The 11,958-nt window shown below is 50.0% G+C and carries 11 protein-coding genes; 6 read left to right on the forward strand and 5 right to left on the reverse strand.

Annotated features, from left to right (window positions below; translation table 11 throughout):
• Positions 1 to 6: 6 nt before the first annotated feature.
• Together Pelsub_RS01730 and Pelsub_RS01735 are read left to right on the forward strand one after the other, a co-directional pair.
• Positions 7 to 483, forward strand: coding sequence for an outer membrane protein assembly factor BamD (locus tag Pelsub_RS01730; RefSeq protein WP_116225354.1), 477 nt, complete (start codon positions 7 to 9; stop codon positions 481 to 483).
• A 156-nt stretch (positions 484 to 639) separates the two neighbouring features.
• Positions 640 to 1,665, forward strand: coding sequence for a sodium:calcium antiporter (locus Pelsub_RS01735; RefSeq protein ID WP_116225355.1), 1,026 nt, complete (start codon positions 640 to 642; stop codon positions 1,663 to 1,665).
• Positions 1,666 to 1,709: 44 nt separating this feature from the next.
• On the opposite strand, the gene Pelsub_RS01740 is transcribed toward Pelsub_RS01735, so the two are convergent.
• Positions 1,710 to 3,557: an APC family permease gene (locus tag Pelsub_RS01740; RefSeq protein ID WP_116225356.1), complete on the reverse strand. Its 1,848-nt coding sequence runs from the start codon at positions 3,555 to 3,557 to the stop codon at positions 1,710 to 1,712.
• 181 nt (positions 3,558 to 3,738) lie between these two features.
• Between Pelsub_RS01740 and Pelsub_RS01745 the strand changes: the two genes are divergently transcribed.
• On the forward strand, positions 3,739 to 4,584 hold the full coding sequence (locus Pelsub_RS01745) for an ROK family protein (protein WP_116225357.1): 846 nt from the start codon (positions 3,739 to 3,741) through the stop codon (positions 4,582 to 4,584).
• Between the two features lie 2 nt (positions 4,585 to 4,586).
• Positions 4,587 to 5,153, forward strand: coding sequence for a hypothetical protein (locus Pelsub_RS01750; protein WP_116225358.1), 567 nt, complete (start codon positions 4,587 to 4,589; stop codon positions 5,151 to 5,153).
• A 101-nt stretch (positions 5,154 to 5,254) separates the two neighbouring features.
• On the opposite strand, the gene Pelsub_RS01755 is transcribed toward Pelsub_RS01750, so the two are convergent.
• The gene (locus tag Pelsub_RS01755) at positions 5,255 to 5,995 is read right to left on the reverse strand and encodes a DUF2202 domain-containing protein (RefSeq protein WP_198418379.1); all 741 of its coding nucleotides are present in this window, start codon (positions 5,993 to 5,995) and stop codon (positions 5,255 to 5,257) included.
• A 165-nt stretch (positions 5,996 to 6,160) separates the two neighbouring features.
• Between Pelsub_RS01755 and Pelsub_RS01760 the strand changes: the two genes are divergently transcribed.
• Positions 6,161 to 7,858 (forward strand): PAS domain S-box protein, encoded by a 1,698-nt coding sequence (locus Pelsub_RS01760; RefSeq protein WP_116225360.1) that lies wholly within the window; start codon positions 6,161 to 6,163, stop codon positions 7,856 to 7,858.
• A gap of 73 nt (positions 7,859 to 7,931) precedes the next feature.
• Positions 7,932 to 9,659 carry a M3 family oligoendopeptidase gene (locus tag Pelsub_RS01765; protein ID WP_198418380.1) on the forward strand — a complete coding sequence of 576 codons (1,728 nt, stop codon included), beginning with the start codon at positions 7,932 to 7,934 and terminating at the stop codon, positions 9,657 to 9,659.
• A 51-nt stretch (positions 9,660 to 9,710) separates the two neighbouring features.
• Here the strand turns inward: Pelsub_RS01765 and Pelsub_RS01770 are convergent, their stop codons facing one another.
• From Pelsub_RS01770 to Pelsub_RS01780, 3 genes are read right to left on the reverse strand one after another with little or no spacing between them, the layout of a single operon-like run.
• Positions 9,711 to 10,277 carry a hypothetical protein gene (locus tag Pelsub_RS01770; RefSeq protein ID WP_116225361.1) on the reverse strand — a complete coding sequence of 189 codons (567 nt, stop codon included), beginning with the start codon at positions 10,275 to 10,277 and terminating at the stop codon, positions 9,711 to 9,713.
• Entirely contained in the window at positions 10,271 to 11,497 is a 1,227-nt protein-coding gene (locus Pelsub_RS01775) for a M28 family metallopeptidase (RefSeq protein ID WP_116225362.1), read from the reverse strand. Before Pelsub_RS01775 ends, Pelsub_RS01770 begins: the two co-directional genes overlap by 7 nt.
• 40 nt (positions 11,498 to 11,537) lie before the next feature.
• Positions 11,538 to 11,900, reverse strand: a complete 363-nt coding sequence (locus tag Pelsub_RS01780) for a DUF7670 domain-containing protein (RefSeq protein ID WP_116225363.1) — start codon at positions 11,898 to 11,900, stop codon at positions 11,538 to 11,540.
• Between the last annotated feature and the right edge of the window lie 58 nt (positions 11,901 to 11,958).

Consider the following 11,958-nt stretch of genomic DNA (forward strand, 5'->3'; position numbering starts at 1 on the left):
AAGGTAATGAAACGCGCATTGGCAGGCCTGGTCCTGCTTTGTTTCGCTTTATTGGCTTGCACACCGCGGCAGACAACGGCCGCTATAAGCACTGCCGAGAGCGCCCTGATCGATTTTATTCAGGCACTTTCCGATGGAAATTATGAGAGGGCTGCGCAGCTGTATGGCGGCAGCTACGAGCAGCTGCGGGCTATGAATCCGCAAAACGACCCGGACGATCTGGCGGGCTTATGGCAGGCCGGATGTGAAGTGAATGGATTGGTGTGCCTGCCGGTTGGGCGGGTAATCGAGCGCACGAAGGTCTCGGAAGAGGAAATGCAATTCATAGTGGAGTTCCGGGAAAATGACGGACAAGTATTCTCGCTGGGTCCCTGCTGCGGCGCGGAAGAAAACGCAGCGGCGCCGCGCAGCGCATTCGAATTCCATGTTCTTAATCAAAATGGATTCCCCTTGATAATGGATATGCCGGCCTTAATCCCATGACCCTGCCATTTTTGGCAAAAAAACCGTTTTCCTGCCCTCAGCGGGCAGATAAATCGAGATTAATAACAGATTAAAACCACCTGTTAGATATTGACAACCGGTCGGGTTCAGATATACTTTATCGCCGTGCAACTTTTATGGGATAAATAAAAAAAAATGGAATTCTACTCAACACCTGTTATAGCAATCATTGGAATTGCGGCAATTGTTGTGCTGGTCATCAGCGCAAACATTTCCGTAAAAAAATTGGTAGGGATTGCAGCCTACTATAATTTGTCATCCACATTTATGGGTATGACTGTGTTCTCGCTGGCAACCAGCATTCCGGAGATCACTTCACATCTGACTGCCTCTGCGCACATCCTCAACGGTACGCTGGATTACCAAATTGGTTCTGCCATTGTACTGGGCTCCAACATCGGTTCGGATGTGGTTCAGCAAACCCTGATTATGGGTCTGGTGGTCCTGCTTTCCGGAACGCTTTACTTCCGGCGCTATTTCCTTTGGAAGAGCATGATTCCCATGATCGGCACGACTGTTATGTGCATCGTCATGGGCCTGGACGGTTCTTACTCCCGCCTGGATGGCGCCATTCTGTTCGGCACATTCATTGTTTACACTTATTACCTGTATATCGACGAACGCAAGCACTATAAAAAAGAAGACAACGAAATTGTCTCGGAAGAAATTGCCGAGAACGTTCCGCAAAACGGCAAAGAAGTCCTGATCGACGCGGCCATCGCGCTGTTGATGCTGGGTGTTACGGTTGTGGATGCCGGTTATGTGCTCAAAATCACCGAGTTGATCGTGGTGCGCACGGGCATCGGCGGTTCCCTGATCGGTGTGGTTACCCTGGGCATCGCTTCCGCTATGCCGGAGTTCATTACGGCCATGGCCGGTGTACGCCACAAAGAGAACGGCGTCTCGCTGGGCACGCTGGTGGGATCCAACATTACCAATCCGTTGGTAGCCATTGGCGGCGGCGCGCTGCTTTCCACTTACGCAGTGCCTAATCCATTAATTGAATGGGATTTGCCCTGGGAAACGGTGACCGGAATTATCCTGTGGGCGATTCTGTGGTTCTCCAAAGGCAAGCTTAAGAAAGGCCACGCTTTCTATTTGATGGGGCTCTATTTTATCTACATTATTCTGCGCGCGATGTTCTTTTCCGTCGATTACTAGATCATTTCCACAGAAATTAAAAAAATTGCCGGAAGGCAATTTTTTTATTCGTTTAGATGATAGGGCACATCGATGATGACCCGTTGGAAACCCAGGTTCCGCCGCCGGTAAAGCAAACTGGATTTGATCAAGCGAGCAGATTGATTATGCAGAATTTGGTGCCAACGTTTTGCTGGAATTAATTCCGGCAGAATTACAGCAGCTAATTGGTTATCTGCGCTTTCCCGATCATATTTATCAAGGTAATCCAACAACGGCGAAATGATTGAACGATAGGGGGATGGCAAAATCACCAAGGGTATTTCCTGAAAATACTTCTCCCATTTTTCTTTTACCTCGATACCCGAATCGGGTTCAATTTCAATATAGACAGCTTGAATATTATCGGAAATTTGTTTGGCAATCTTAACAGCTTCTACAATACCAATATGCAGGCTGGATATTGGTAATACAACGCGTAATGATGAGAAACTTTGAATTTCTTTTTTCCTCTTTTGATTTATACGTGATAGAGAAAGTTGAGCAGCGGTACTCTGGTAATGGTCACGAACCTTGTAAAACATATGCACAATCAATGGAATGAGCAGAATACTAATCCAAGCTCCTTTGAGGAATTTGGTGCTTCCGATGACGAGGGTAGCACAACCCGTCGCAATAGCTCCAATACCATTTACGGTTAGTTTTAACTTCCAATTTTTTCCTCGTGTTTTCCACCAGTGCAATACCATCCCTGATTGTGAGAGCGTAAAAGACACGAATACGCCAACGGCGAATAAAGGCACCAATGCGTGCGAATCCCCTTTGAAAAGGATGATCAATAAACCGGTAAGAGCGGAAAGGGTGACAATGCCGTACGAATAAACAAGGCGATCACCTAATTGGGTCAATGGTTTTGGAAGAAAACCGTCACTTGCCAGAATTGCGGCAAGCCTGGGAAAACCCGCAAAACTGGTATTGGCAGCTACAACAAGAATAAGGGTGGAGCTGATTTGAATGAGGATGTATCCAAACCCATTGCCTAATATGCGGTGTGCCAATGCAGAGAGGATGGTCTCTTGTCCTTCCGGTAAAACGTTAAGGAATTGCGTTAATCCAATGGATCCTACGAATAGAAGTGCCATCAAAAAAGCCATTATCAACAAAGTTTTCCCGGCATTTTTCACCTCCGGTTTTTCAAATACGGGAACGCCGTTACTAATGGCTTCAATTCCGGTAAGTGCAGTACACCCGGCGGAAAATGCCTCTAAAATCAGTAAAGTTGATAGTGGTTTGGAGGCAGGTAAAGTATTGAATTCAGTAACAAAACCATCTGTAAGTAATGCCTGAATTACCCCGTAAGCTAACATCAGAAGATAAGTGACCAGAAACAGATAAACCGGCACGGCCATGGCTGTACCGGTTTCCCGTATTCCACGCAGGTTGATAATCGTAATAACAAGTAAAAAGAAAAGCGCTAAAGGAGTTTGATATTCCCAAAGAATCGGAAATGAGGAAGCAATTGCAGCAACACCTGCTGTCAAGCTGACAGCGGCTGTCAAAGTATAATCGACCAACAATGAAGCGGCTGCTGCCAAACCAGGTGTGATACCAAGGTTTTCTCGTGCTACGATGTACGAGCCACCACCGGAGGGGTATCCTTGGATTGTTTGGAAGTAGGAAAGGGCAACTAGCACTAATAATCCAGTGATCGCTAAACCGATGGGGAAACTTAGTGACAATCCACTGCTTCCGGCTACCACCAGTGCTAAAAAAATCTCCTGATTCGCGTAAGCAATCGAAGAAAGCGCGTCGGGTGAAAAAGCAGCTAAAGCGCGGACTTTATTAAGCCGGTTTTCCTTTTGTTCTAAAGTAGGTATAGGAGATCCGATGAAAAAATGCTTGATCATGTTCATAGGTCACTTTTAAATAGTAAGGGAAGGATTTCAAGAACAAGGTATGTGTGTGAGAAATATTTTGAATCATTAATTAGAATTAGTATTATAGATTATATAGCTTGATTGATATCCTGACTATGTGAGTTTGGAAAAGTTATAATCAATTCTTTCGTTGAACAATTTAAAAAAGGGAGAATCTATGTACATATCGATTGATGTTGGCGGTACGAATATGCGCGTTGCGTTAATGGATTTGGATGGGGGTGAGCGCATCGTAAAACTGGAATCCCACCCGGTTCCACAGGATTACGAAGTGGGTATTCAGGAGATGATAAATGTCATCAGCGATGTAGCGGCCGGACAGGAGATCCAGGGTATCGGCGCCTGTTTTCCCGGCATCATCGATGAAAATGACATGGTGACCACCGCCAACAACCTGCCTCAGTGGAGTCAAAAACCCATCAAGCAAACATTACAAGACCGTTTTAATGTACCGGTCAAGTTGGTGCACGATGTGCAGGGCGCGGCCATCGGCGAAGCCCTGTACGGCGCGGCACGCGGCCATGACCGTTTTGTGTACTTTATTTGGGGCACCGGCGTGGGCGGCGGCGATATTAAACGCATTGACTCCCAGCGCTATTTCATGTTCTCGTTTGAGAACGGCCATCACATCATGGAATGGGGCGGAAAACTATGCAGCTGCGGTCAGCGCGGCTGCCCGGAAGCCTACCTGGGCGGCGCGAATTTGCAGGCTTATTTCGGCAGAGACATGCGCGACGTCTCGGATGACGACCCGGGTTGGGACCTGGTTGTCGAGAAGGCTGCCCAAACCATTCTTAATACCCTCATTTTCCACCCGGTGAATTTATTCGTGTTCAGCGGGGGCGTGATTACCAAGCGGCCTTTCCTGTTGGAGCGCGTCAAACCCATCATGCGGGAACGCCTGCAATTGTTCCCGCTGCCGGAGATGGTGCTGGCTGAAAAGGGTGAACAAAGCCCGCTGTATGGCTGCGCGGGATTGTTCACGATAGACCTAATCGGGTAATTATGGCTCGTCTGGTGGATTGGTTGACTGGCGGGGATTTACGCTCGGACGGCGCGGCTGACCAGGCTGCGCAGGCTGTTCTGCAAAACGGGCAGTTGATGGCCGACCTGGCGGAAGGACTGTTGCACGCGGATGCGCTTGTGCGCGGCAGGACTTTGGACGCAATGGAAAAGGTCGCCCGCACACGTCCGGAATTGGTACATCCCTATCTTCCCCAGGTTATCAATCTGTTGAATACCGAAGAAACCATGCTGGCGCGCATGCATGCGGCCATGTTGTTTGGAGATATGGCGCTATACGAGCAAGATATTCCTCAAATGCTGCCTATTCTTTTAGGTATGCTAAAAGATCCCAAAGCTTTCACGAAAGGCTGGGCTATCAGCAGTTTGTGCATCATTTCCAGAAAGTATCCACAGTACCATCAAGAGATTGCGGCCTCCATCCAGCGCCTGGAAAACGACCCTGGAGCCGCGGTTCAAACACGGGCCAGGAAGGCCATGGCAGTGTTGTCCGATCCCAACCGGCCGTTTCCCAAAGGGTGGATAAAAAGCACTAAACTGGGTTTGTAACGAAGAATTTGGAAAAATAAAAGAGCAGCCAAGTGGCTGCTCTTTCTGCGTTTGAAAAGGCTGCCTGAGTTTGTGTAGTGCAACCCTTTTATTTTAGAGGCTTAGTTGCCGTTCGGACCGCGTTGGCCGCGTCCGCCGGGCTGTCCCTGGGCGCCATAGCCCATGCCGTTGGAATTCGCGCCTGCCAGAATGGCCTGATATTCTTCAGCGGAGAGGTACTGCGGCTGGTAGGTTTCACCAGTCTGCTGCAGGGTGTTGACAAAGGCGCGCAGGTGATTGGAGGAACCCGCCAGTAAATTCTCATATACCAAGCGGATATCGGCCTGGGTCGTGTTCGCGATGGTGTCCTGCAGGTCCAGGATGTCAATTTCCTCAATGGCCGCGCCGACCTTCAAGGCATCCCCCAGCGAAAGGCTGCCTTGTTTGGTCAATGTGTCATAAAGTGCCTGCAAGTCCGCATTCTGGAATTGGCCTTCCGCCAACCCCAGGGCCGGATCGGCAATGCCGTAGCGATTCAGCAGGGTCAGGACACTGGCGGTATGGGTGCTCTCACTGGAGGCGATATTGCTGAAGACCGGCAGTCCCCACTTGTCATATAAATTAATATAAACATCATGCGCCAGCTTTTCTTCTTCGCGCATATACAACAGGTCGGTGGTTTCCTGGTCGCTCAAGATTCCGGTAACAGCAGCTGCACCCGGTGTGTTTTCCAAGACAAGCGCCGCCGGTTCCACGGTTGAATGGTTAGGCTGCGCAGACACCGCTGCGTCTGGGATATTGCTGCAAGCTACTGAAAAAGGAATACTGATCAGCAGCAAAGTGGACAAAATGATTTTCTTCATGTTCTTTTCTCCGTTCATGTTTTGATAACCTGACTATATTTCATGCAATTGAAGAGACTATGTCCGGCACATGAAGATTTGATGAAGAAGAGAATTAATATACAAATGAAAGCGTGCTAATATTTTAACAATGGTATTAAAAAATACTGATACTAAAGAGATTTTATGAACTTTATCGAATTTATAGATAATGCGGCTTTACTTTTAGTGCTCAGTATCCTGAGCAATAATATTCAACTGCGCTGGCTGAAACGAGAGCCGCTGCAAAGCATGGCCTTGGGCTTGCTGTATGGGTTGGTAGCAGTAACAGCCATGAGCATCCCCATGGAATTGCAGCCCGGGGTTATTTTTGATGGCCGTTCGGTTGTCCTAAGCCTGGCCGGTCTTTTTACCAGTGGCCCAACGACCTTGATTGCCTGTGTTATCGCCGCCCTGTGGCGTGTTTACTTGGGCGGCGCAGGGTTGTTTACCGGGATCGGGTCGATCATAATTTCCGGTATGGCCGGAATTATCTATAGACGCGCAATCAGCCGAAAGGTAACCCACCTGACCCGCGGACGCTTATTCCTGTTTGGCTTAAGCGTCCATGCGATCCTGGCAATGTGGTTCTTTACCTTCCCCCGGGAAATCGCGATCCTGATTGTGCGGCAGGTTTTTGTACCCTATTTGGTAGTATTTCCATTGGCTACCATGTTGATTGGCAGTTTTATGGAGGAGCAGCGTGAGCGGTTGCAGGTGGAAAAGGATCTTGAAAATAGCGAGAAACGCTACCGCGACCTGGTGAGCACGCTCAATGAAGGCGTATGGGAGGCTGACGCGGATCTGGTCACAACTTACGTGAACCCGAAAATAGTTGAAATGTTGGGTTATACACCTCAGGAGATGCTTGGCCATTCAGTTTATGATTTTATCGTACCTGACGAAGCGGACAATGTGCGAAGTCATCATTTGCGTCGTAAACAAGGCATTAGCGAGCAATACGAAACCCAGTTTATACGCAAGGACGGCAGCCTGATTGATGTACAGTTGGGTGTGACACCGCTGGTGGATGAAAAAGGCAATTTCCGCGGATCACTGGCCGGTATCCAGGATATCAGCAACTTGAAAGCGATCCAACAAGAACTTGCTGATCAGAGCCGCCATCTGGAAGATTTGGTGGAAGAACGTACCCGCGATTTGAAAGATGCGCAGTCGCAGTTAATCCGCGCTGAGAAATTGGCTACCCTGGGAGAACTGGCCGGCGGGGTGGGGCATGAATTACGCAATCCGTTAGCAGTGATCTCCAATGTGGTTTATCTGTTAAAGAGTTCTTTGCCCAAATCTGACGCAAATTTATTGGAATATGTGGAAATGATCGAGACTGAAACCCACAATGCCTCCTCTATTATCAACGATCTGCTGAATTATTCCCGCATCCAACCCACTGAAAAAGAGCCTGCCGCGCTTTCGGAAGTAATGGCCGCTTTGCTTGCCAAACTTCCCGTCCCGAAAAATGTGACAGTTGAAAATATGCTCCCGGCAGATTTACCGAAGGCGACAGTGAATGGGCAGCAGGTTGAAATGATATTTACCAACCTGATCTCCAACGCAATAGAAGCTATGCCTAAGGGTGGAAAACTCAATATCTCCGCTCGCGTTCGTGGGGACAACCTGACCGTATCGGTAACGGATACGGGTGTGGGTATTTCTCGTAAAGATTTGAAAAAGATCTTTGAACCGTTGTACACCACCAAACCGCGCGGCATCGGCCTGGGCCTGGCCATTACATCCAGGTTGGCGGAACTGAACAATATCAAAATCCGCGTGAAGAGCCAGGAAGGCCATGGCACCACTTTTTCGCTTGATTTTCTGATAACGGCATGATTTGCGGATAAAGGAAGTACCCGGGAAAAACGATCAATTCTATAATTAATCCAAAATTTCAAAGAGGCAATAAATGAAATACGCATTGAATATTTCCGGTCCGCAGGAATTATTGCGGATGGAATGGAAAGATTTTCAACCTGCTTATCAAGAGCTGATTGCGCAGGAACTGAATCAGGATAATCTAAAAACATGGCTGGCAGATTGGACCACACTCAGCGAATGGAGTGATGAGTTTTATAACCGCTTGTACGTGGCGGTTTCCACCAACACGGTTGACGCTGAAGCGGAAAAGCGCTTTGAAAAATATATGAGCGATTTCTATCCCAACTGGCAGGCTGCGGATCAAAAGATGAAGGAAAAATTCCTGGCCAGCGGTCTGCAAGTGGATGGTTTTGAGATTGCGCGGCGCAATATGCAGGGGGAAGTGGATTTGTATTGCGAAGAGAATCTTCCTTTGTTTGTGGAGGAGGAAAAGATCAACAGCGAGCATGATAAGGTCATTGGTGCCCAAACGTTGACCTGGCAGGGCCAGGAAAAGACCGCGCGTCAAATGGAAGTTGTGCTGCGGGAAACCGATCGCGAGACGCGCCGTCAGGGATGGGAATTGCTGGCCGAGCGCCAGCTGCAGGATCGCGAAGCAATTAACGATCAGTGGACGCGCTTCATGAAACTGCGCCAGCAGGTGGCTGCCAACGCCAAGCTGCCGGATTACCGCACGTTCCGCTGGCGCCTGTACAACCGCTTTGATTACACACCCGATGACTGCAAGGCTTTCCATCAGGCCATCGAAGATGTGGTCGTCCCCGCGGTGGGGCGTGTCACCGAATGCCGTAAGCAGGCGCTGGGGATTGAAAGCGCGCGCTATTACGACTTGTTTGTGGATCCATCCAATCAACCCCCGCTCAAACCTTTTGCGGATGTGAAGGACATGATCAAGAAAACCACTGCGGTTTTCACGCACGTTCATCCAAAATTTGGAGAGTATTTTAACCAAATGGCAGAGGAAGGGCTGTTGGACCTGGACAACCGCAAGAACAAAGCCAACGGCGGTTATACGACGTACTTCTCACACGCGCGAAGGCCGCTTATTTTCTCCAACGCGGTCGGCATCCATGATGACGTGCAAACCCTGCTGCACGAAGGTGGGCATTCTTTTCATGCCTACGAAGCTTTCCAATTGACGTATTTCCAGCAGTATTGTGAAAGCAATGTGCCGACGGAGTTTGCCGAAGTGGCTTCCATGGCAATGGAATATCTCACCCTGCCTTATATCAGCCGGGAATTTGGCGGTTTTTATTCGGAAACTGACGCGGCCCGCGCACGCGCCGAACACATCGAGTCCGACATGCGTTTCTGGCCGTATATGGCGATTGTGGATGCTTTCCAGCATTGGGTCTATGAAAATCCGGAAGAGGGCAGCCGGCCTGAACGCTGCGATGCCAAATGGGCCGAATTGGAACGCCGCTTCCGGCCGGAGATCGATTGGAGCGGATACGAGGATGTGATGATGACCGGTTGGCAGCGCAAGGATCACATCCACAACGTGCCTTTCTATTATGTGGATTACGGATTGGCGCTGCTGGGCGCGGTGCAGGTATGGCGCAATTCGCTTAAAGACCAGCACGCCGCTGTTGAGCAATACCGGCATGCCCTGGCTTTGGGCGGGACAGCCAGCCTGCCGCAGTTGTTCCGCGCGGCTGGAGCCAAATTAGCTTTTGACAAGGAAACCCTTGGAGAAGCGGTGAATTTAATGGAAGAGCAGCTTATAAAAAACGAGCAGGTTTATTTAAACGCATAAGCACTGCCGAATAAAAAAAAGGAGCGGATGAGAGATTCCGCTCCTTTTGGGTTAATTTTTCTTTCGTCCCCGGATCGATCTGAACCCGGCCAGCAGGCTGGCCACGATCAATAACAGGAATGCAGCGCCTACCAACAACCATTTTAGCGGTGTGAAAATGACGGCCAACTGGGCTGCCAGCGAGTGGCTGGCCGGGTAGGCAGCCATTACCAGCGCCGCGCAGATGTTTTCCAGAAAGTCGAGCAACATGGCTGCCAGCGGCAGCAGGTTTAATAAACGCCATTTGCTGCTCAAGGGGATCAGCCGGCCCAGCATCCAACTGGTGCAAACGGCCAAGAAAAAGGTGTATACCAGTGGAAAGGCCAGGTCAAAAGTGAAACGCGCGTGGATATAAGCCTGGCGGCCTTGTTCGCCGTAGCTTTCTGCCATGTGGCGCAAATCACTTGCTGAGTAAAACACAGTCATATCCGGCATGCCAACCCCGCCGCTGTAAACAGCGGCTTTTGCGGTCTGGCCGGGCATCACCAGGACAAGGAAGAGCATAAAAACGATTGTGCTGATGAGTAGAAAACTAATGGTTGAGAAGCGGTACAACCAGGCAGATATCTTGTTCAGCATATATGGCTCTTATCCAATTTAAACATCAATTCTTTTATAAATTGGGCTGCTTCGACCAATTGCGGGGTATCCACGATATCCGGATGGTCTTTGGCGGTGTGCGCGACCTGTTTCTCCATTTCGGCGAATCCCTGTGTAGTGATGGCCATGGCAGGTACCTGGTTCATGGCAAAGACCATGTGATCGCTCTGCGGCCAGCTTTCTCCAACTGCCAGCGTGGGGTATTCTTCCATTACTTTCCTGGCAGTTTCTTCCACAGCTGCCTCGGTGCCGTAAAACGAAAGCGCGTTGGTGTAGCCGAGGAAACCGGCGCCGTCGATATTGATCACCAATCGGATTTGGTTCAGTTTGCCTTCGTGCAGTTTGAGATAAGCCAACTCGCCGCCTGCGCTGTAATGGTCTTCCCCATTGATGGCTAAGATTTCAATCGAGGGGCAGCGCGGTGTGTCCTGCAGCAGTTCTGCCAGCAGCAGCAAAGTGACGATCCCGCCGGCGTTATCCACCGCGCCGGGGCTGCCTTCTTTGGCGTCCAGGTGGGCGCACACCACGAAGCGCTGCTGTCCGGAAGGCCCGAAGGAAGCGCTGACGTTTTCCGCCCAGGAAGGTATGCGCTGGGCGTCCATGAACAAATGTGCCGGCTGTCCAATATGTTTTTCAAGGCGCTGCCCTTCAATGTCGGTCAGGTAGGCAACCGGAGTGTCGAAGTCACCGTCCTCGATCATGGGGAAGGGATAAGGCGCGCCCGCCAATTCGGAATTCTGGCCCGTGGCGGTGATGATGGCAGCCGGCTGCTGCTGTTCGAGCAGACGGTGGATTTCCTTGTGTGTGTCTGGGTTATAGAACACGTATTTCCTGGGCATCAACTGCTCGCGCGTGATCTCGCCGCTGAGCAGCAGCAGCTTGCCGCGAAAATTGCCTGAGCGCAGTTCATCCAGACTGGTCGCTTGAACCAGTGGGGCTTGTATGTCGCAGCGATTGGAATAGGGGCTGATCAGCGCGTTGAAGCTTTCCCGCCCGCACGTCAGGCGGATGTCACCGCTGCGGTAATCCAGGCAGTCAAAGCGCTGTGTTGTCGTGAGCGCGCCGTATTGCTCCAGTTGTTCGCGGATGATGGCACTGGCCGCGTGGTTGCCCGGACTGCCGACCACCCGTCCGGGAATTTCCAGGCACAGTTTGCTCAAATAACTGTCGGCGTGGGAAATTAAAACGTTTGAAACCAATGTTTCACCTCTATAAAATAACAAATTATTGGGTGGAAGATTATATCCGTCTGTTCTGGCGGTATCCCAACAAAAAGAAAATTCCGATTAGAATGGGAATTCCGGCGATCAACAAATAGGTGAGAAATACCTGCCCCCCGGCTTCAATGATATAAGCGACGCCGACCAGGATGAATAGCATTCCGCCGATAAGCGGATTCTTCCAGGCGATCCAGAGAAACAATACTATCGCCAGGCTGGGCAGCAGATGCATTCCCAGGGCCGTTATCATTTGGCCGGTCGATAGTCCGGGTTCAAACACATCCAGAGCAAACATGCCGAGGAAAAGAGCGTAGGCAATGGCAGCAATGCGGGCAATGCGGATCAAGAGCGGGGGATGGGCAAACAGCTTCTTTTGTGTCATACTGATTCCTCCTGATTGAACGACTCCGCTTTGATTATAGCCGGATATACGTTCCTGC

The sequence above is a fragment of the Pelolinea submarina genome, assembly GCF_003966975.1.
GTDB lineage: Bacteria > Chloroflexota > Anaerolineae > Anaerolineales > Anaerolineaceae > Pelolinea > Pelolinea submarina.

Coding starts and splice junctions, on each gene's coding strand:
- Pelsub_RS01750 (WP_116225358.1), top strand. CDS start 4,587: ATGGCTCGTCTGGTGGATTGGTTGACTGGCGGGGATTTACGCTCGGAC.
- Pelsub_RS01755 (WP_198418379.1), bottom strand. CDS start 5,995: ATGAAGAAAATCATTTTGTCCACTTTGCTGCTGATCAGTATTCCTTTT.
- Pelsub_RS01760 (WP_116225360.1), top strand. CDS start 6,161: ATGAACTTTATCGAATTTATAGATAATGCGGCTTTACTTTTAGTGCTC.
- Pelsub_RS01735 (WP_116225355.1), top strand. CDS start 640: ATGGAATTCTACTCAACACCTGTTATAGCAATCATTGGAATTGCGGCA.
- Pelsub_RS01745 (WP_116225357.1), top strand. CDS start 3,739: ATGTACATATCGATTGATGTTGGCGGTACGAATATGCGCGTTGCGTTA.
- Pelsub_RS01770 (WP_116225361.1), bottom strand. CDS start 10,277: ATGCTGAACAAGATATCTGCCTGGTTGTACCGCTTCTCAACCATTAGT.
- Pelsub_RS01740 (WP_116225356.1), bottom strand. CDS start 3,557: ATGAACATGATCAAGCATTTTTTCATCGGATCTCCTATACCTACTTTA.
- Pelsub_RS01780 (WP_116225363.1), bottom strand. CDS start 11,900: ATGACACAAAAGAAGCTGTTTGCCCATCCCCCGCTCTTGATCCGCATT.
- Pelsub_RS01765 (WP_198418380.1), top strand. CDS start 7,932: ATGAAATACGCATTGAATATTTCCGGTCCGCAGGAATTATTGCGGATG.
- Pelsub_RS01730 (WP_116225354.1), top strand. CDS start 7: ATGAAACGCGCATTGGCAGGCCTGGTCCTGCTTTGTTTCGCTTTATTG.